Genomic DNA, 18,181 nt, shown 5'->3' with positions numbered 1-18,181 from the left:
CGACCTGGCGGCGATCGAGGCCTGGCTGCTGCAGGCGCTGGGCGACCTGGCCCGCCGCCACCGGCTGGCCGCCTTCGTCGCCACCGGCTACGGCACCAGCGGCGTGCTGGTCGACGACACCGGCCCGGCACTGCCGATGATGGACTACGAAGCCGCGGCGCCCGGCTGGCTGGCCGAGACCTATGCCGCCGAGGCGCCGTCCTTCGCCGAGACCGGCTGCAGCATCGATCCCGGGGCGCACCGCCTGGCCAAGCAGTTGCTGTGGCTGGAGCGCGACTTCGCGGAGGGTTTCGCCCGCGCCCGCTGGCTGCTGACCCTGCCGCAATACTTCGCCTGGCGGCTGGGCGGCGTGCCGGCCAGCGAGATCACCACCCTGGCGGCGCAGACCCATCTCTGGAACCCGGCGGCGGGCGGTTTCACCGGCCTCGTCGGCCGGCGCGGCTGGGACCGGCTGATCCCGCCCCGCCGCAATGCCTGGGACGTGTTGGGCACGATCAAGCCGGACCTGGCCGCAACACACGGACTGCCGCCCGACCTGGCCCTGCTGTGCGGCGTGCATGACAGCAACGCCAACTACCACCGCTTCCTGGCCGCCGGGCTGGGCGACGTGCCGCTGCTGTCGACCGGCACCTGGATCATCGGCTTCCGCCCCGGGCTGGATCTCGGCCGGCTGGACGGGCGCCGCGGCATGGTCGCGAATGTCGATGTCGAGGGCCGGCCGATCGGCTGCACCCTGCATATGGGCGGCCGGGAGTGGGAGCGGATCGCCGGGGAGCACCCGGCCGAGGCGTCGCCGGCCGACATCGCAGCACTGGTCGCGGCCGGCACCATGGCGCTGCCCGGCTTCGTCGACAGCGACGGGCTGTTCCCGGACAGCGGCGGCCGCGGCGAGATCCTGGGCCCGCCGCCGGACGGATCCGCCGGACGCGCAGCGCTGGCCACGCTGTACACCGCCCTGGCCTGCGACGCGGCGCTGGACCTGCTGCAGGCTGGCGACCGGGTGATCGTCGATGGCGGCTTTGCTGCCAACCCGCTGTTCGCGCCGCTGCTGGCGGCGCTGCGCCCGGGCCGCCGGGTCGAGGTCTCGGCCGCGCCGGACGGCAGCGCCGTCGGCGCCGCGCTGCTGTGGGCCCGTAACCGCGGCACCGGCGGTGCCGTGGTGCCGCTGGCATCCGCGCCGCCGCTGGCCGTGCCGGGGTTGGCCGCCTATGCCGGACGCTGGCGGTCGCTGACTGGCGCGGCGGACCGCGTGGCGCTATAGATCGGACGTATTCACCTGCTGCCCGTTCAACGATAAGCCCGAGGAAACCGATGCCTGCCCCCAGCCACCTCGCCCTGCGCCAGGGCATCATCGACATCTGCCGCGAGATGAATTCGAGCGGGTTGAACCAGGGCACCTCGGGCAATGTCTCGCACCGCATCGATGGCGGCATGCTGATCACCCCGACCAGCCTGCCCTACGACCAGATGCAGCCGGAGGACGTCGTCGAGATGTCGTTCGACGCCAGCTACGAGGGCCGGCGGATGCCGTCCTCGGAATGGCGCTTCCACCGCGACATCCTGAAGAACCGAGATGACGCCAATGTGGTGCTGCACACCCATTCGGTGTTCTCGACCACCCTGGCGGTGCATGAGAAGGGCATCCCCTGCTTCCATTACATGGTGGCGGTGGCCGGCGGCATCGACATCCGCTGCGCCCCCTATGCCTGCTTCGGCACGCAGGAGCTGTCGGATTACGCGCTGACCGCGCTGGAGGGCCGCACCGCCTGCCTGCTGGGCCATCACGGCCTGATCGTGCTGGCCGAGAATTTCGCCCGGGCGATGTGGCGGGCGATCGAGGTCGAGGTGCTGGCCAAGATGTATGTCCACGCCCTGGCGATCGGCGAGCCGCCGCGGCTGACCGAGGCCGAGATGATCCGGGTGATGGAGCAGATGCGGCGCATGAGCTACGGCCAGGCGCCCGACATCGACGGCGTCGACGACACGCCGCGGCCGCGCAGCATCGCCTGACGCGCCCTTGCGCATGACGCTGAGGTTGGTGCTCGCCGCGGTCGCATGGGCGGCCGCGGCCTACTGCCCCGCCAGGGCCGACCCCACGCCGTCGATCGATGCCGAGGTGATCGCCGTCAACACCGACGCGGCGAACACCGTGGCGATGGTGCTGATGGTGACCGGGACCGGGCTGACGCCGACCGACATGCTGCACAGCTCGGACCGTTGCGACGGTGTCGGCTACGATCAGACCGGCAGTGACGGGTTCGGGCAGGCCTGCTACCGGATCACCCTCGTCGAGGATCTCGAACCCGTCTCCGGCCTGTCCTACGAGCAGCTGTTCAAGCACGGCACGACCAGCTTCCTGCTGCTGCACTACCGCACGCCGATCGAGCCGCCCTACGCCCGCAGCGTCAGGATCGACATCAGCTTCAAGCTCTGGAACGACGTGGTGCGCAACCCGCACCCCGAGACCGACACGGACCTGACCGGGTTTCCGGAGACGGCCTTCCCGGACCCGGGCAACCCCTGGGCGCCGATCTACACCTACCAGGACCGGCGGCTGAACGCGCTCTATGACGGCCTGACCAGCCGCCCGCGCGTCACCGGCGACCGCGCCCTGCGGGGCCTGATCGCCAAGGCGGAACAGGATTGGGTGGCCCTGAAGCAGGCGGATTGTTCGAACGCGCTGCTGCAGGATCGGACCCAGATCGACCGCTGCCGGGTGCAGCGCACGGTGAATCGCATCGACCAGTTGCAGGCGTTGCGCCAGAGCCTGGCCGGCACGTCGAAGCCGGTGACGCCATGACCCTGCGCGGGATGGCCGGAGGCGTGCTGGCGCTGGCGCTCGCCGGCCTGGCCTGGGTCCAGCCCGCCCGGGCGGAAGCCGTCTGGACGATGGAGATCCTGGCGGCGGATGTGACGCCGTCCCAGGTCCATCTGCTGCTGCGCCAGACCGCCGAGGGCGGCATCGACCCGCTGCCCGAAGGCGATTGCGACAGCAGCCTGGCCAACATCGGCGAGACCAGCACCGAATGCTACAAGCTGGAGATGGTCGAGAACGGCGCCCCGATCGAGCGCTACTCCTACCGGATCCTGGAAACCCGCGGGATGACCAGCTTCCTGCTTGTGACCTATCCCTCGGCCGTCGCCGGCGACCGGCGGTTCAGCCTGGGCCTCGAATACAACGGCTTCAACAACCCCGATCCGAATGCCGTGTTCGTGCTGTCCGACTTCGACAACGGCACGCTGGACCCGAAAGACCCGTTCGACTTTCTTCGCCGCCTGTATCGGCGCCAGTTGGACACCCTGGCCGGGATCATGCTGGCCAATGCCGAGACCGGCGACCATGCCTTCGCCGCGGCACAGAAGGCGTGGGCGCAGTTCGTCGAAAGCGACTGCGTGCTGGCTGCCCGCCTGGCCGGCGAAGCGGCCCGCAGCCGCTGCCTGGCCGACCGCACCCTGGAGCGGATCGACCAGCTGGACGACAAGTTCGAGCCGGACTGAGCCCGCCTGCGACACCGATTCTACGGAACTTCCCCCCGCATCAACCCTTTCTCGGTCACGCGTTCGCGATTCCGCGATTCTGGAGAAAAGATCATGCGTTCCATTCGCCTGCCCCTGGTTGCTGCCGCCACCGTCGCGCTCATGGCCGGCCCGGTCTTCGCGCAGGACGTCCAGAACCTGCTGGATCAGGCCGGCAATGCGCTCGACAAGGCCGGCCGCACCGTGCAGCAGGGCTATCAGGACACCGCAAAGTCGATCGACGAGGCCATCGCCAACCCGCAGAACCCGTCCTACGGCTCGCTGGCCAGCCGGCTGGTGCAGTCCGAGGTGCTGGATTCGGCCAACCGGCCGATCGCCGAGATCGCCGATTTCGTAATCGCGCCGAACGGCCATGTGGTGCTGGCGATCATCCGCATCGGCGGCACGCTGGGCATCGGCGGCCGGCTGGTCGCCGCTGATTACGGCCAGCTGACCCCGGTGCTGCTGAAAGGCCACCCGGCCTTCGTCTACAAGGGCGACCTGGGCGCCCTGCCAGACTACAAGGTCGCCACCAACTGACCGGCCCGACCGGAACCTGCCCCGATTCTGACATGAACCTCACCACACCGTAAGTTGAACCCCCACCCCGCCGCGCCGATAGTCGCGGCGGGTCGCGACATCAGCCGTTCTCGAAAAGCTGATGCCGCCGGTCGTCCTGCGGGCCTGCCCAGCCCGGTTCGGTGGCGTGGCCCGTGGGGGGCCGACGGATCGATGCTCGCACATGTTGTCGCCGCACCGGCCGGTCTGGCCGGCCAGCAATCCCATGCCTGCGGTCCGGTGGTTCGGCCATGATCGCGGGCGCCGTGATTCCGTCCCTGCTGCTGGTCCTGCCGCTGCTGGGCTGCCTGTATCTCCTGGCCAGCGCGCTGCTGGTCGACCGCTATGCGGCGCGGCGGCCGCGGGCCGCGACGGCCTTCCCGTCAGTCACGGTGCTGAAGCCGCTGCATGGCGCCGAGCCGGGCCTGTATGAGAACCTGGCCAGCTTCTGCACCCAGGATTATCCGGGACCGGTGCAGCTGGTGTTCGGCGTCACCGACCCGCGCGATCCCGTCGTTCCCGTGGTCGATCGGCTGCGCCGCGCCTTCCCGCAGGCCAGGATCGACCTGGTGATTGACCCCCGCCGGCGCGGGTCGAACCCGAAGATGTCCAACCTGGTCAGCATGGCCGGGACGATCCGGCACGACATCGTGGTGCTGTCGGACAGCGATATGCGGGTGCGGCCCGACTATCTCCGCCAGGTGGTGGGCGAGCTGCAGCGCCCGGGAACCAGTGGCGTGACCTGCCTGTACCATGGCGTCGCCGCAGCCGGGATCTGGTCGCGGCTCGCGGCGCTGGCCATCGACACGCATTTCCTGCCCGGCGTGATGGCCGGCCTCAGCTTCGGCCTGGCCCGGCCCTGCTTCGGATCGACCATCGCCCTGGCGCGGGACACCTTCGATTCGATCGGCGGGGCCGCAGCCTTCGCCGACCAGCTGGCCGACGATCATGCGATGGGGGCGGCGATCCGCGCGCAGGGCGGCGGTGTTGCCGTCCCGGCCTTCACCATCGGCCATCTCTGCAGCGAGGGCTCGTTCCGGGCGCTGTGGGCGCATGAGCTGCGCTGGGCCCGGACGATCAAGAGCGTCGACCCGGTCGGCCATGCGGGGTCGCTGGTCACCCACGCCCTGCCGCTAGCGCTGATCGCCTGGATCCTGGGCGCCGGCGCGCCCGCCCTGGCCCTGGCCGCCCTGGCCGTCGCCGGCCGACTCGCGCTGTGCGTGCGGCTGGAACGCGCTTACGGCCTGCAGCGCCATCCTTACGCCTTGATTCCGTTGCGCGACCTTTTGTCCTTCGCGGTGTTCGTGACCAGCTATCTCGGCCGTTGCGTCGACTGGCGCGGCCACCTGTACCAGCTGGTGCCGGACGGCACGCTGGCAGCGAATCGTAGACCGCCCGCGCAATGACGAGCCCTCCTTCCGCCGTCCTCCACCCCAGCGCCAGCGACGCCGGTCCGGTCCGCTTCGGACGCCCGCCCGGTCCTCGTGAAATTTTAGAGATTCCATAAGTTGAGCCAACTGCGTAGGTTGCCCATCATCATTCCGGACGCCGGTCCTCTGTTCCGGATCCGGCGTGGACGATTGGCGTGCTCACCATTTCAGGCCTTTTTGTCCGGCGGTGGCCGGGTGGATGCCGAGGGCACAGGTGAACCGCGCGGGCACGGGACGATGACCACGTTTGAATTCCTGCTGCTGAGTCTGGCCTTGATCCTGTCGCTGCTGGGGTGCGTGTACCTGGCGGTGGCTGTCGGGCTGGTCGGCCGGCAGGCAAGGCGACGCGGGCCTGCTCCCGGTGCGTTTCCCCCGGTGACCGTGGTCAAGCCGCTGCATGGCGCGGAGCCCGGCTTGTACGAGAACCTGGCCTCGTTCTGCACCCAGGACTATCCCGGCCCGGTCCAGATCCTGCTCGGCGTCGCCGATGCGCGCGACCCCGCCGTCGCGGTGGTGGAGCAGCTGCGCCTCGCCTTCCCCCAGGCAGTGCTGGAGCTGGTGATCGATCCGCGCCGGCACGGGTCGAACCGCAAGGTCTCCAATCTGATCAACATGTCGGACCGGATCCGGCATGAGATCGTCGTGTTTTCCGACAGCGACGTGCGGGTGGCGCCCGACCATCTGCGCCAGATGACGGCGGAGCTGCAGGCCCCCGGCGTCGGCTGTGTCACCTGCCTGTATCATGCCGTGCCGACCGGCGGCATCTGGTCGCGGCTGATCGGGCTGGGCATGGACACCCATTTCACGCCCAGCGTAATCGTCGGCCTGGGCCTGCACATGGCGCGGCCCTGCATCGGCACCACCATCGTGCTGACCCGCACCGTGCTGGCCGAGATCGGCGGGCTGGCCGCCTTCGCCGATTTGCTGGCCGAGGACCACGCGATCGGCGCGGCGGTCTGGGCCACCGGCCGCCGCGTGGCGGTGCCGCAGCAGCTGATCGGCCACCTGTGCAGCGAGGATTCGATCGGCTCGCTGTGGGCGCATGAACTGCGCTGGGCCCGCACGATCAAGAGCATCGATCCGCTCGGCTATGCCGGGTCGCTGATCACCCATCCTTTCCCGCTGGCCCTGGTCGCCTGGACTCTGGGCGGCGGGCTGACGGCCCTGGCCGTGGCGGTGCTGGCACTGGCCGGCCGGATCGCACTGTGCATCCGGCTGGAACGCGCCTACATTCTGCCGCGCCATTCCTACGCGCTGGTCCCGGCGCGCGACCTGCTGTCCTTCGCGGTTTTCATCGTGAGCTATCTTGGCCACGGCGTGAACTGGCGGGGACATCTGTACCAACTTGTCCCTGACGGGACCCTGATGACGGATCGGAGGCCCCCCTCCCCATGACGATGAAGACACTGTTCCTGCAAGCGCCGTCCTTTGACGGCTTCGACGGCGGCGCCGGGTCGCGATACCAGGCGAAGCGCGAGATCAAGTCCTTCTGGTATCCGACCTGGCTGGCCCAGCCGGCTGCGCTGGTCGAGGGATCGAAGCTGATCGACGGCGCGCCGTCGCGCACCACCCCCGCCGCCGTCGCCGCCCAGGCCAAGGACTACGAGCTCGTCGTCCTGCACACCTCCGCGCCGTCCTTCGCCTCCGACGTCAAGATGATCGAGGCGATGAAGGCGGTGAACCCGAACCTGAAGGCCGGGCTGGTCGGCGCCAAGGTGGCGGTCGACCCGCACGGCAGCATGGACGGGTCGCCGTTGATCGACTTCGTCGCGCGCAACGAGTTCGACTTCACGATCAAGGAAGTCGCCGACGGCCGCGACATGTCGACGATCGACGGCCTGACCTATCGCAACGCCGAGGGTGTGGTGATCCACAACCAGGAGCGGGCGATCCTCGAGAACATGGACAAGCTGCCCTTCGTCAGCCCGGTCTATCACCGCGACCTGAAGATCGAAGACTACTTCATCGGCTATCTGAAGCACCCCTACCTCTCGATCTACACCGGCCGTGGCTGCAAATCGCGTTGCACCTTCTGCCTGTGGCCGCAGACCGTGGGCGGGCACCGCTACCGCACCCGCAGCGTCGGCCATGTGATCGACGAGATCCGCTGGGCCAAGCAGACGATGCCGCAGATCCGCGAGTTCTTCTTCGACGACGACACCTTCACCGACGACCTGCCGCGCGCCGAGGCCATCGCCAAGGAGCTGGGCAAGCTGGGCATCACCTGGTCGTGCAACGCCAAGGCCAATGTGCCGCGCGAGACCCTGAAGGTGCTGCGCGACAACGGCCTGCGGCTGCTGCTGGTCGGCTATGAATCCGGCAACCAGCAGATCCTGTTCAACATCAAGAAGGGCATGCGGATCGAGGTCGCCAAGCAGTTCACCAAGGACTGCCACGAGCTGGGCATCCAGATCCACGGCACCTTCATCCTGGGCCTGCCGGGCGAGAACAAGGACACGATCCAGGAGACGATCCGCTTCGCCACCGAGATCAACCCGCACACCATCCAGGTGTCGCTGGCCGCGCCCTATCCCGGCACCTTCCTGTACAACCAGGCGCTGGAAAATGGCTGGCTGGACGAGGCGAATGCCGAGCTGGTCGACGAGAAGGGCGTGCAGATCGCACCGCTGCACTACCCGCATCTGAGCCACCAGGAAATCTTCCATTCGGTCGAGGACTTCTACCGGCGCTTCTACTTCCGCGCGCCGAAGATCGCCTCGATCGTCGGCGAGATGGTGCGCAGCCCGGACATGATGAAGCGCCGGCTGCGCGAGGGCGTGGAGTTCTTCCGCTTCCTGCGGGAACGCAAGGCGGCCGCGCACTGACGCTACTCGCGGTCACCGCCGACGATTTCGGCATCGCCGGCGAGGTCAATGAGGCGGTCGAGCTGGCGCATCGCGAGGGCATCCTCAGCGCCGCCAGCCTGATGGTGGCCGGGCCGGCGGCGGCAGATGCCGTCACCCGCGCCCGCCGCCTGCCGCGCCTGCGGGTCGGCCTGCACCTGGTGCTGATCGAGGCATGGCCGATGCTGCCGCCCGAGCAGGTGCCGGACCTGGTCGATTCCAGCGGCCGCTTCCGCATCGACATGGCCCGGCTCGGGCTGGAGATTGCGCTGCGGCCGGCCGTGCGGCGGCAGCTGCATGCCGAGATCGAAGCCCAGTTCGCCGCCTATGCCGCGACCGGGCTGCCGCTGCAGCATGTCGACGCCCACAAGCACTATCACCTGCACCCCGTGATCGCCTCGGCGGTGATCGCCATCGGCCGGCGCCACGGCATGCGCAGCCTGCGCGTGCCGGTCGAGCCCACCGCCATCCTGGCCGCGATCGAGCCGGGGCCGCGTCGGGCGTTGGCCGCGGTCGCCGCCCCCTGGGCCCGGCTGCTGCGCCGCCGTGCCCGCCGCGCCGGCCTGGTCACGCCGGATGCCGTGTTCGGCCTGGCCTGGTCTGGCGCCATGACGGCGGAGCGGGTCGCCGGACTGCTGCACCGGCTGCCGCCGGGCCGGGTCGAGATCTACACCCACCCTGCGACCTCCGGCGGTTTCGACGGCGCCGCGCCGGGCTATCGCTATGCCGATGAGCTGGCGGCCCTGCTGGCGCCGGAGTGCATCGCCGCCGCCCGCCGGCCGGGCATCCGCCTCGGCGGCTACGCCGACCCGGCCTGAGGCCGACCCGGCCTGAGCCCTCGTCCGGCCTTCCCGCCGCCTGATGAAAACCATCTTCCCGGGGCATCAATGCATTGCCCGGCAGGGGTTCCGGCGATGATCGCGAACCGGTCCGGGGCAGAGGGAGGGCTTCCGATGCGTGCGACCCGATACGTCATCATCCTGCTGGCCTTGCTCGCGCCCGGCAGCGCGCTGGCCATGACCACCTATGTCTACTGCATCAACGAGCGGATCGAGGTCGACCCGCGCGACCCGCAGGAGATGCGCTCCGACCGCGGCGATTCGGAGATCTGCATCATCGGCCCGAGTTTCGATTTCGGACCGGATGCCACGCGCTGGGTCGAGGCCAATCTGCACAAGGGCGTCGGCGGGGCCTGCACCTGCAAGTGATGCGGTAAGGACCTTATCCGCCGGCCAGCAGGCACGCCGCCTGGTGTCCGTCGCCGAGATCGACCATCGGCGGGTCCTCCCGCGCGCAGCGGTCGAAGGCCAACGGGCAGCGGGTGCGGAAGCGGCAGCCGCTGGGCGGGTGCCGCGGGCTGGGCGGGTCGCCCTGCAGCAGGATCCGCTCGGCCCCCGGCAGCGGGTGCAGCCGCGGCACCGCCGACAGCAGTGCCCTAGTGTAGGGGTGCCCCGGCTGGGCCCAGACTTGCGCCGTCGGCCCGGTCTCGACGATGCGGCCGAGATGCATCACCGCCACCCGGTCGGCGACATGCCGCACCACCGACAGATCGTGGCTGATGAAGAGGTAGGCGAGGCCGAATTCGGCCCCGAGTTCGGCCAGCAGGTCGAGCACCTGGGCCCGGATCGAGACGTCGAGCGCCGAGACCGGTTCGTCGCACACCACCAGCTTCGGCCTCAGCGCCAGGGCCCGGGCGATCGCCACGCGCTGGCGCTGGCCACCGGACAACTCGTGCGGATAGCGATCGGCGAATGTGGCACCGAGTCCGACCCGGTCCAGCAGCCAGGCCACCCGGTCGCGCCGCTCCGCCCGGCCGACACCGGCGACGCGCAGCGGATCGTCGACCGCCCGGCCGACCGGGTCGCGCGGGTTGAGCGAGGCGTAGGGGTCCTGGAACACCAGCTGGATCTGCGCCCGCAGCGGGCCGAGGGCACGGCCCTGGCGGCGGGTGACGTCCTGCCCGTCGAAGCGGATGCTGCCCGCATCGGGGTCGGCCAGCCGGGCGACCAGCCGGCCGAGGGTTGACTTGCCGCTGCCGGATTCGCCGACCAGGCCGAACACCTCGCCCGGCATGATCGCCAGCGACACGCCGTCGACCGCCTGCACCGCATCCGGCGCCCGGCCGAAATGCTTCACCACACCGTCGAGCACGAGCAACGGTTCGGTCATGGGGTCGTCGCCCATCGCGGCGCATCGTCGATGGACAGCGTCGCCGCCAGCAGGTGACGGGTGTAGGCATGCTCCGGCGCGTCGAGCACCCGGCGCACCGGGCCGGTCTCGACCACCCGCCCCGCCTGCATCACCGCCACCCGGTCGGCCAGCTCCGCCACCACGCCGAGATCGTGGGTGACCAGCAGCAGCGCCATGCCGCGCCGGTCGCGCAGGCTGCAGAACAGGTCGAGGATCTGGGCTTGCACGGTGACGTCGAGCGCGGTGGTCGGCTCATCCGCGATCAGCAGCTCCGGGCCGGCGGCCAGGGCCATGGCGATCATCGCCCGCTGGCGCATGCCGCCGGACAGCTCATGCGGGAAGGCGCCGGCGCGGGCGGCGGGGTCGGCGATGCCGACCTCGGCCAGCAGCTCCACCACCCGCGCCCGTGCGGCGCGGCCCCGGCAGATTCCATGCGCCTCAAGCCCTTCGCGCACCTGCTCGCCGATGGTCAGCACCGGGTTCAGGCTGGTCATCGGCTCCTGGAACACCAGGCCGATGCGGCGGCCGCGGATGGTGCGCAGCGCCGGCTCCGGCAGGCCGACCAGCTCCTGGCCCGCCAGCCGGATCGACCCCGCCACCCGCGCCGGCAGCAGGCCGGGGATGGCGAGCGCGACCGTCGATTTGCCGGAGCCGGATTCGCCGACCAGGGCCAGGGTCTCGCCGGCGGCGAGATCGAGGTCGATGCCGTCCACCGCCCGCACCCTGCCGGCCTCGCCGTCATAGTCGACGGTCAGGCCGCGGATCGAGAGCAGGGCCGTCATCGCCTGCTCCGTTTCGGGTCGAGCGCCGCGGTCAGCGCCTCGCCCAGCAGGCTGACCGACAGCACAGCGACGATGATGGCCAGGCCGGGAATGGCGGACAGCGTCCAGTCGGTGCGCAGCACGGCGCGGCCATCTGCGATCATGCTGCCCCAGCTGACCCGGTTCGGGTCGCTGAGGCCGAGGAAGGCCAGCGCGGATTCGATCAGGATGGCGCTGGCGGTGATCACCGTCGCCAGCACCAGCACCGGCGCCAGCGCGTTGGGCAGCAGCTTGGTGAAGGCGATCTCCAGCCACCCCATGCCCATGCAGCGATAGGCGTCGACATAGTCGCGGCGGGCCAGGGCCATGATCTCGGCCCGCACCACCCGGGCCGGGCCGGGCCAGGCGCCGAGCCCGATGGCGATCACCACATCGGTCAGCGACGGGCCCAGCACCAGGATCAGCGCCAGGGCCAGGATGAAGCTGGGCACGGTCTGGAACGCCTCGGTCAGGCGCATCAGCGCCTCGTCGACCCAGCCGCCGAGGAAGCCGGCGGTGGTGCCGACCAGGAGGCCGAGGCCGATCGCCATCGCCGCCGCCGCCGCGCCGATCGACAGCGACACCCGGGCACCGTGGAACAGCTGGGCCAGCACGTCGCGGCCGAGGCGATCCGTGCCCAGCCCATGCGCCGCATCCTGGAAGGCCGGCAGCTGCGCCGGGCCGGTGATCGCCAACGGATCGCCCGGGAAGATCCAGCCGGCCGACAGCGCCATCAGCACCACCAGGGCGACGCCCGCCAGCCCCAGCCGGCCGTTGCGGTCGCGCAGGAACCGGCGCAGCACCCGCATCAGCGCACCCGCAGCCGCGGGTCGAGCCGCGCATACAGCAGATCGACCAGCAGATTGACCAGGATCACCATGACCGCACTGGCCAGGATGATGCCGAGCAGCAGGTTGAGGTCGCGCTTGGTCACCGCCTCATAGGCCAGCCGGCCGAGGCCGGGGATGGCGAAGACGCTTTCGATCACCACGCTGCCGCCCAGCAGCATGCCGGCATGGACGCCGAACACCGTGACCATCGGCAAGAGCGCGTTGCGCACGATGTGGCGCCAGGTGATGCGCCGCGGCGACAGCCCCTTGGCCCGGGCGGTGCGGACGAAGTCGCTGCCCGCCACCTCCAGCATGCCGGCCCGCATCAGGCGCAGGTAGATCGCGACATACATCAGCGACAGCGCCACGGTCGGCAGCACCAGGTGCCGCGCCACATCGGCGGCATAGGCCCAGCCGGTGTCGAAGCTGGGCACCTCCGACAGGCCGCCCAGCGGCAGCCAGCGCAGCTTGACCGCGAAGACGACGATCAGCATCAGCCCGATCCAGAAGCCGGGCATGGCGTAGAGCAGCAGGCCGAAGCCGGTGACCAGCGTGTCGACCCAGCCGCCGGCCCGTTTCGCCGCGGCGACGCCGAGCAGGATGCCGCAGGACAGCGCCAGCGACAGCGCTGCCGCCATCAGCAGCGCGGTGTTGCCCGCCCGCTCCAGCACCAAGCCGAGCACGGGGCGGGAGAAGCCGATGGACCAGCCGAGGTCGAGCCGGACGACATGCGAGAGGTAGAGGCCGAGCTGCACCGGCCAGGGCTGGTCGAGCCCGTAGTCCGCGCGCAGCTGGGCGATCAGCCCGGCATCGCCGCCGCCCATCTCGATTACCAGCGAATCGACCGCGTCGCCCGGGGCCAGCCGCAGCAGCAGGAAGGCCAGGCAGAGCACGATCAGCAGCACCGGCACCGCCTGGACCAGGCGCCGGACGAGGAGCGACTTCATCGGATGGCCCCGGCGGTCCGCGACTCGGGCCAGCTTATACCAGCGCGCCGCGGCGGGAACCCTTGGCGCGCCGTCACCCGTCAGGCACCGGAGGTCTGCGCACCGCAGACCTCGCGGACGCAGCTGCGCAGCCAGCGATGGGCCGGGTCGGCGTCCAGCCGCGGGTGCCACAATAGCGAGATCGTGATGGCGGGCGGGGCGACCGGCAGCGGAAAGCTGTGCAGCCCGGCCCGCAGGTTTCCCGTATAGCGTTCGGGAACGCTGGCGATCAGGTCCGAGGCGCGCGCCAGGGCCAGCGCCTCCGAAAAGCCGCCGACGACCGTTGCGATCTCCCGCGTCAGCCCCAGGGGCTCGAGGGCGTCGTCGATCCGCCCGCGGTCGAACCGGCGCCGCGCGACCAGGATGTGCCGGCCGGCGGCATAGCGCGCCGCCGTGATCTCGCCCCGGCACAGCGGATGCCCCAGCCGCACGACGCCGACGAACCGGTCGCGGAACAGCGCCTGGGCCCGCACCTCCGGCCCCGTCGACTTGCCGACGACTCCGGTCTCCAGGTCGACGCTGCCGTCGCGCAGCGGCGTGCTGTCCTTGTCCGGCTTCGGCACGAAGCGCAGCCGCGCGCCGGGGGCCTGTTCGCCCATCCGCGCGATCAGGGCCGGCCCGAAATTCTCGACGAAGCCATCCATGTTGCGGAGGGTGAAGGTGCGCACCAGCCGCGCCAGATCGAGCGTCTCCGCCGGACGCAGCATGGCTTCGGCCGCCTGCACGATCGGGCCGACCTGTTCGCGCAGTTCGAGTGCCCGGGGTGTGGGCACGAGGCCGCGCCCGGCCCGGACCAGCAACGGATCGCCCGTCGCCTCGCGCAGCCGCGCCAGCGCCCGGCTCATCGCCGACGGGCTGAGCCGCAGCCGCCGGGCGGCCCGCGCCACGCTGCCTTCCGCGAGCAGCACGTCGAGGGTGACCAGCAGGTTGAGATCGGGCGGCGCCATGCCGGGACCTTAGCACGGCCAGTTCGGGATGTGGCGCCAGGCGCACGAATACAGTGCAATCGCTGCGTGTTCCGCCATGGCAGGAAATCGACCACCTCTCCGGCAGCTCCGGTTCCGGAGTCCAGAACGGAGTCGATCATGAAACCAATCACCCAATCCCCGAACACGGCGCCATCGGTGCGTTGGGCCCTGGCCGGCCTGTCGCTGTCGATGCTGATGCCCTCGCTCGACACCAGCATCGCCAATGCCGGCCTGCCGACGCTGGCGCGCGCGTTCGGGGCCTCGTTCCAGGACGTCCAATGGGTCGTCCTGGCCTATCTCCTCGCCATCACCGCCCTGATCGTCAGTGTCGGGCGTCTCGGCGACATCGTCGGCCGCCGGCGGCTGCTGCTGGCCGGCATCGGCCTGTTCACGGCGGCCTCGCTGCTGTGCGGCCTGGCCCCCACCCTCTGGCTGCTGGTCGCCGCCCGCGCGGTGCAGGGGTTGGGCGCGGCGATCATGATGGCGCTGACCGTGGCCCTGGTCCGCGAGACGGTGCCGAAGGAGAAGACCGGCAGTGCCATGGGGCTGCTCGGCACCATGTCCGCGATCGGCACCACGCTGGGGCCGTCGCTCGGCGGTGTCCTGATGTCCGGGCTGGGCTGGCAGGCGATCTTCCTGGTCAATGTGCCGCTGGGGATACTGAACCTCCTCCTGGCGTATTGCACCCTGCCGCGCGACCGCCCGATGCCGCGGGCCGATCGGCCCGGGTTCGACACGCTGGGCACACTGCTGCTCGCCCTCACGCTCGCGGCCTATGCCCTGGCGATGACGACCGGGCATGGCCGTTTCGACCGGCTCAACCTCGCCCTGCTGCTGGCCGCGTCCCTCGGCGCCGGCCTGTTCGTGCTGGCGCAGGCAAAAGCGAGATCGCCCCTGGTCCGGCTGGCGCTGTTCCGCGACCCGGCACTGAGCGCCAGCCTGGCCACGAACCTGGTCGTCGCCACCGTGATGATGACGACGCTGGTGGTCGGGCCGTTCTACCTCCAGCGCGGGCTCGGGCTCGACACCGCGCTGGTCGGGCTGGTCCTGTCGGTCGGCCCGGCGATCTCCGCCCTCAGCGGCGTCCTCGCCGGCCGCAGCGTCGACCGGTTCGGCGCGCCCACCATGGTCCTGGCCGGGCTGGTCGAGATGGCGGCGGGCGCCGCCGCCCTGACCGTGCTGCCGCAGAGCTTCGGCATCGCCGGCTATATCGCGGCCATCGCCATCCTGACCCCGGGCTACCAGCTGTTCCAGACCGCCAACACGACTGCCCTGATGGCCGACGTTCCCGCCGACCGGCGCGGCGTCGTCGCCGGCCTGCTGAGCCTGTCGCGAAACCTCGGCCTCATCACCGGCGCCTCCGCCATGGGCGCCGTGTTCGCGGCCGCTGCCGCGACGGTCGACATGGCGACAGCCTCCCCGCAAGCCGTGGCCGCCGGCATGCGGACCACCTTCGCCGTCGCCGGCGTCATGATCGTCATCGCACTCGCCATCGTGATGGCGAGCCGCGCCCTCGCCCCTCGCCTGGCCCTTACCGAGGACATGCCGTAATGCGTGGCGGCGACTTCGCGGGCCCTCATGTGGATTATTCCTGCTGCTGTTGCTGCTGTTCCTGCTCCATTTCCTGCTGTTCCTGCTCCTGCTGCTGCTGATACTGCTCCTGCTGCTGTTCGTATTGCTCCTGCTGCGCCCTTTGCTGTTCTTCGAACCATTCCTGCTGCTGCCGCTGCTGCGCCTGCTGCTGCTGCATGGTGTATTCCTGCTGGATCCGCTGCTGCTGATCGTCGTCCGTCTGCTGGTCGTTGGTATCAGGGTACTGCGGTCCGGCATTGACGGGGCCCGTCGGCACGGCCGGCGGGCCGGAGAGTGCGGCCAGATTCGCCTGGGCGTGGGTATTGCCCTGGCCGGCGGAAGCGCGGAACAGCTGCGCCGCCGCGCTGCGATCCTCCGGCACCCCGCGGCCATGAAGGGTCAGCATCCCCAGATTGTTCTGGGCATCGGCATACCCCTGATCGGCCGCCTTTTTGTACCAGGCGGCAGCCGCGGCATCATCCTGCGGCACGCCCTGCCCCTGCTCGTAGAGATAGCCGAGATTGTACTGGGCGAGGGGTGTTCCCTGATCGGCGCCCTTGCGCAGCCATGCCGCCGCCTGGGCATAGTCCCGCGGCACGCCCAGCCCGTTGTAATAGGCGCCGCCGAGCCGGGTTTCGGCATCGGCCAGCCCCTGGTCGGCGGCCTTGCGATACCAGGTCGCGGCCTGGGCGTCCTCATGCGGCACGCCCTGGCCGTTCGCATAGTCCACGGCCACATTGTCTTCCCCGGCCGCATTCCCGAGAGCGGCCGACTTGACGAACCAGCCGTGTGCCGTGTCGTAGTCCTTCATGTTGACGTAATAGACGCCGAGATTGACTTGCGCATTGGCGTCGCCGGTCTTCGCGGCGGCCAGCGTTTGCGCATCCGGCGGCGCGTAGCTTGATGTCGTCGGGCCTGAGGCCGTGACACATCCTGCCAGGAGCAGCAGGCCCGCTACCCAGGCAATGCCGGGCATCCCGCGGAGATGGTGGACGATTTGAGCCTCCTGTCTTGAACGAGCCGGCGCGGTTCAGCCGCGTGGCGTGAGAATTGGGGGTCGCCGAGACCCTTTGGGGACGGCAGGTGCCGTCAGGGACTGAGCCCGATATCGCGCCTGAGGTGGTCGCACAGCATGCCGGTGTCGCGCGAACTCGGGATCGGCCTGGCGGCGAGGCCGACGATCCGCGCGATGAACGCCAGCACGCCGGGCGACCTCAGGCCGCGCTTGCCGATCGAGATGAGCATGGTCGCGTTCCTCATGGATCCGGCGGCGCCTTGTAACCGTATTAACAAGTTACTGGAGAACCATAACCTTCTCCTGTAACCTGTCAAGCAGGATACGAAACGAGAGGCCCGACATGACCCCCAAGCCGGAGATCCGGGATGGCTTCAGGTTCCGCGGCGGCCAGGTGCCGCTGGACCTGACCGCCACCGTCAGCGGCCGGCTGCGCGGTGCGCCGAAGGATGCGCTCGCCATCCCGGCCGATCTCGACCGGTGGCTGGTGGCGGCTGACCTGGTCGAGACCAGCCCCGGCGCGACGGTGGACGACCTGGCGCATGCCCGTGAACTGCGTGAGGCCGCCTACCGCGCCGCGATGGCCATCGTCGAAGGCCGCCCGATGGCGGATGAGGACCGGACACAGCTGAATGCCTGCGCCGCGCAGCCCGCGGCCGCGCCGCAGCTGGACCGGGACGGCGGCGTCCGTCTCTCCGGCAGCGTCCGCGACCTGCTGGCCGTGGTGGCGCGCGAGGCGGTCAGCCTGTTCGGCGGCGACCAGTCCGGCCGGATCCGCCAATGCGAGGGGCCGGTCTGCACCGTCCTGTTCCTGGACACCTCCCGGAACGGCGGCCGGCGCTGGTGCTCGATGTCCGCCTGCGGCAACCGGGCCAAGGTCGCCGAGTTCCGGCGGCGCGAGAAGGACGGCGACGCGTGACGGCAGGCTCATCCGGCGCCACCCGAAGGGGAGACGTTGGGTTCGCTTCTCTTTGTTGTCATTGCCGGGCTTGACCCGGCAATCCAGACGATGTCGACAGCCTCTGGATGCCCGGATCAAGTCCGGGCATGACAGTTGGGGGATAGCGAACCCTCAACTGCTGTCCGGTTCCGGCGGCCCGGACACGGGGCGGCCGGGGGCGGAGTGGTTCGCCGGGCGCGGCCAGGCTACGGCCGGTCCGCGACCGGCCGCATCGCCGGTCTTCGCCGGCGGGATATCGGCGGCGTCCGGCCCTGCATCGTCATCGGCGCCATCGTCCCAGGCCTGCGGCAGCGGGATCGAAGGCGGCGGGAAGCCGATCTTGCGGCAGACCGCCTGCACGAACGCGTCCGGCGACAGGGCGTCGATCTGTGCGTCCAGGATCTCGTCCTCGGTCAGCGTCTCCCGCACCACCGACCGCACCCGCTCGGCGTCCCAGCCCTCCTGGGGCTCGATGACAGTCCGGGCCACGGCATCGGCGGCCTGGTCCCGCCGCCGGCGGCGGCGCTCCTGCT

At 70.3% G+C, this 18,181-nt stretch carries 20 protein-coding genes; 12 read left to right on the top strand and 8 right to left on the bottom strand.

Annotation, left to right across the window (positions count from 1 at the left end):
- The 10 genes from AC3XYG_RS02990 to AC3XYG_RS02945 form a co-directional block, all read left to right on the top strand.
- A partial coding sequence (locus tag AC3XYG_RS02990) for an FGGY-family carbohydrate kinase (RefSeq protein ID WP_489138325.1) occupies positions 1-1,261 on the top strand: 1,261 nt, incomplete at its 5' end.
- Positions 1,262-1,311: 50 nt separating this feature from the next.
- Entirely contained in the window at positions 1,312-2,010 is a 699-nt protein-coding gene (locus AC3XYG_RS02985; RefSeq protein ID WP_489138324.1) for a class II aldolase/adducin family protein, read from the top strand.
- 13 nt (positions 2,011-2,023) lie between these two features.
- Positions 2,024-2,800, top strand: coding sequence for a lysozyme inhibitor LprI family protein (locus tag AC3XYG_RS02980; RefSeq protein WP_489138323.1), 777 nt, complete (start codon positions 2,024-2,026; stop codon positions 2,798-2,800).
- On the top strand, positions 2,797-3,498 hold the full coding sequence (locus AC3XYG_RS02975) for a lysozyme inhibitor LprI family protein (protein ID WP_489138322.1): 702 nt from the start codon (positions 2,797-2,799) through the stop codon (positions 3,496-3,498). The genes AC3XYG_RS02980 and AC3XYG_RS02975 overlap by 4 nt, the downstream gene beginning before the upstream one ends.
- Before the next feature lie 93 nt (positions 3,499-3,591).
- Positions 3,592-4,056, top strand: a complete 465-nt coding sequence (locus tag AC3XYG_RS02970) for a hypothetical protein (protein WP_489138321.1) — start codon at positions 3,592-3,594, stop codon at positions 4,054-4,056.
- A 269-nt stretch (positions 4,057-4,325) separates the two neighbouring features.
- Positions 4,326-5,480, top strand: coding sequence for a bacteriohopanetetrol glucosamine biosynthesis glycosyltransferase HpnI (hpnI, locus tag AC3XYG_RS02965; protein WP_489138320.1), 1,155 nt, complete (start codon positions 4,326-4,328; stop codon positions 5,478-5,480).
- Positions 5,481-5,741: 261 nt separating this feature from the next.
- Entirely contained in the window at positions 5,742-6,899 is a 1,158-nt protein-coding gene (gene hpnI / locus AC3XYG_RS02960; RefSeq protein WP_489138319.1) for a bacteriohopanetetrol glucosamine biosynthesis glycosyltransferase HpnI, read from the top strand.
- Positions 6,896-8,329, top strand: a complete 1,434-nt coding sequence (hpnJ, locus tag AC3XYG_RS02955; protein WP_489138318.1) for a hopanoid biosynthesis associated radical SAM protein HpnJ — start codon at positions 6,896-6,898, stop codon at positions 8,327-8,329. The genes hpnI (AC3XYG_RS02960) and hpnJ overlap by 4 nt, the downstream gene beginning before the upstream one ends.
- Positions 8,326-9,165, top strand: a complete 840-nt coding sequence (gene hpnK, locus AC3XYG_RS02950) for a hopanoid biosynthesis-associated protein HpnK (protein WP_489138326.1) — start codon at positions 8,326-8,328, stop codon at positions 9,163-9,165. The genes hpnJ and hpnK overlap by 4 nt, the downstream gene beginning before the upstream one ends.
- Before the next feature lie 135 nt (positions 9,166-9,300).
- Positions 9,301-9,555 carry a hypothetical protein gene (locus AC3XYG_RS02945; protein WP_489138317.1) on the top strand — a complete coding sequence of 85 codons (255 nt, stop codon included), beginning with the start codon at positions 9,301-9,303 and terminating at the stop codon, positions 9,553-9,555.
- 13 nt (positions 9,556-9,568) lie between these two features.
- On the opposite strand, the gene AC3XYG_RS02940 is transcribed toward AC3XYG_RS02945, so the two are convergent.
- From AC3XYG_RS02940 to AC3XYG_RS02920, 5 genes are all read right to left on the bottom strand, one after another.
- Complete coding sequence (locus tag AC3XYG_RS02940) at positions 9,569-10,516, bottom strand: ABC transporter ATP-binding protein (RefSeq protein ID WP_489138316.1); 948 nt, start codon at positions 10,514-10,516, stop codon at positions 9,569-9,571.
- Positions 10,513-11,319: an ATP-binding cassette domain-containing protein gene (locus AC3XYG_RS02935; protein ID WP_489138315.1), complete on the bottom strand. Its 807-nt coding sequence runs from the start codon at positions 11,317-11,319 to the stop codon at positions 10,513-10,515. Before AC3XYG_RS02935 ends, AC3XYG_RS02940 begins: the two co-directional genes overlap by 4 nt.
- Positions 11,316-12,146 carry an ABC transporter permease gene (locus AC3XYG_RS02930; protein WP_489138314.1) on the bottom strand — a complete coding sequence of 277 codons (831 nt, stop codon included), beginning with the start codon at positions 12,144-12,146 and terminating at the stop codon, positions 11,316-11,318. Before AC3XYG_RS02930 ends, AC3XYG_RS02935 begins: the two co-directional genes overlap by 4 nt.
- Positions 12,146-13,114, bottom strand: coding sequence for an ABC transporter permease (locus tag AC3XYG_RS02925; RefSeq protein WP_489138313.1), 969 nt, complete (start codon positions 13,112-13,114; stop codon positions 12,146-12,148). The genes AC3XYG_RS02930 and AC3XYG_RS02925 overlap by 1 nt, the downstream gene beginning before the upstream one ends.
- A gap of 80 nt (positions 13,115-13,194) precedes the next feature.
- The gene (locus tag AC3XYG_RS02920) at positions 13,195-14,100 is read right to left on the bottom strand and encodes a LysR family transcriptional regulator (RefSeq protein ID WP_489138312.1); all 906 of its coding nucleotides are present in this window, start codon (positions 14,098-14,100) and stop codon (positions 13,195-13,197) included.
- 138 nt (positions 14,101-14,238) lie between these two features.
- Between AC3XYG_RS02920 and AC3XYG_RS02915 the strand changes: the two genes are divergently transcribed.
- On the top strand, positions 14,239-15,672 hold the full coding sequence (locus tag AC3XYG_RS02915) for an MFS transporter (protein WP_489138311.1): 1,434 nt from the start codon (positions 14,239-14,241) through the stop codon (positions 15,670-15,672).
- Positions 15,673-15,706: 34 nt separating this feature from the next.
- Here AC3XYG_RS02915 and AC3XYG_RS02910 read toward each other — a convergent pair whose 3' ends face one another.
- Complete coding sequence (locus tag AC3XYG_RS02910) at positions 15,707-16,669, bottom strand: tetratricopeptide repeat protein (protein WP_489138310.1); 963 nt, start codon at positions 16,667-16,669, stop codon at positions 15,707-15,709.
- Between the two features lie 113 nt (positions 16,670-16,782).
- Complete coding sequence (locus AC3XYG_RS02905; RefSeq protein ID WP_489138309.1) at positions 16,783-16,938, bottom strand: hypothetical protein; 156 nt, start codon at positions 16,936-16,938, stop codon at positions 16,783-16,785.
- 113 nt (positions 16,939-17,051) lie between these two features.
- On the opposite strand from AC3XYG_RS02905, the gene AC3XYG_RS02900 reads away from it, so the two are divergent.
- Positions 17,052-17,627 carry a CGNR zinc finger domain-containing protein gene (locus AC3XYG_RS02900; RefSeq protein ID WP_489138308.1) on the top strand — a complete coding sequence of 192 codons (576 nt, stop codon included), beginning with the start codon at positions 17,052-17,054 and terminating at the stop codon, positions 17,625-17,627.
- A gap of 153 nt (positions 17,628-17,780) precedes the next feature.
- Here AC3XYG_RS02900 and AC3XYG_RS02895 read toward each other — a convergent pair.
- Positions 17,781-18,181: hypothetical protein (locus AC3XYG_RS02895; RefSeq protein WP_489138307.1), on the bottom strand; the 401-nt coding region annotated here is incomplete at its 5' end.

This window comes from Inquilinus sp., assembly GCF_057815775.1.
This window is presented reverse-complemented; position numbering and strand designations above follow the sequence as displayed.

Excerpts from the sequence above, each read along its gene's own strand:
- AC3XYG_RS02985 (WP_489138324.1), top strand. The coding sequence starts at position 1,312 with ATGCCTGCCCCCAGCCACCTCGCCCTGCGCCAGGGCATCATCGACATC.
- AC3XYG_RS02980 (WP_489138323.1), top strand. The coding sequence starts at position 2,024 with ATGACGCTGAGGTTGGTGCTCGCCGCGGTCGCATGGGCGGCCGCGGCC.
- AC3XYG_RS02975 (WP_489138322.1), top strand. The coding sequence starts at position 2,797 with ATGACCCTGCGCGGGATGGCCGGAGGCGTGCTGGCGCTGGCGCTCGCC.
- AC3XYG_RS02970 (WP_489138321.1), top strand. The coding sequence starts at position 3,592 with ATGCGTTCCATTCGCCTGCCCCTGGTTGCTGCCGCCACCGTCGCGCTC.
- hpnI (WP_489138320.1), top strand. The coding sequence starts at position 4,326 with ATGATCGCGGGCGCCGTGATTCCGTCCCTGCTGCTGGTCCTGCCGCTG.
- hpnI (WP_489138319.1), top strand. The coding sequence starts at position 5,742 with ATGACCACGTTTGAATTCCTGCTGCTGAGTCTGGCCTTGATCCTGTCG.
- hpnJ (WP_489138318.1), top strand. The coding sequence starts at position 6,896 with ATGACGATGAAGACACTGTTCCTGCAAGCGCCGTCCTTTGACGGCTTC.
- AC3XYG_RS02945 (WP_489138317.1), top strand. The coding sequence starts at position 9,301 with ATGCGTGCGACCCGATACGTCATCATCCTGCTGGCCTTGCTCGCGCCC.
- AC3XYG_RS02940 (WP_489138316.1), bottom strand. The coding sequence starts at position 10,516 with ATGACCGAACCGTTGCTCGTGCTCGACGGTGTGGTGAAGCATTTCGGC.
- AC3XYG_RS02935 (WP_489138315.1), bottom strand. The coding sequence starts at position 11,319 with ATGACGGCCCTGCTCTCGATCCGCGGCCTGACCGTCGACTATGACGGC.
- AC3XYG_RS02930 (WP_489138314.1), bottom strand. The coding sequence starts at position 12,146 with ATGCGGGTGCTGCGCCGGTTCCTGCGCGACCGCAACGGCCGGCTGGGG.
- AC3XYG_RS02925 (WP_489138313.1), bottom strand. The coding sequence starts at position 13,114 with ATGAAGTCGCTCCTCGTCCGGCGCCTGGTCCAGGCGGTGCCGGTGCTG.
- AC3XYG_RS02920 (WP_489138312.1), bottom strand. The coding sequence starts at position 14,100 with ATGGCGCCGCCCGATCTCAACCTGCTGGTCACCCTCGACGTGCTGCTC.
- AC3XYG_RS02915 (WP_489138311.1), top strand. The coding sequence starts at position 14,239 with ATGAAACCAATCACCCAATCCCCGAACACGGCGCCATCGGTGCGTTGG.
- AC3XYG_RS02910 (WP_489138310.1), bottom strand. The coding sequence starts at position 16,669 with ATGCCCGGCATTGCCTGGGTAGCGGGCCTGCTGCTCCTGGCAGGATGT.
- AC3XYG_RS02905 (WP_489138309.1), bottom strand. The coding sequence starts at position 16,938 with ATGCTCATCTCGATCGGCAAGCGCGGCCTGAGGTCGCCCGGCGTGCTG.
- AC3XYG_RS02900 (WP_489138308.1), top strand. The coding sequence starts at position 17,052 with ATGACCCCCAAGCCGGAGATCCGGGATGGCTTCAGGTTCCGCGGCGGC.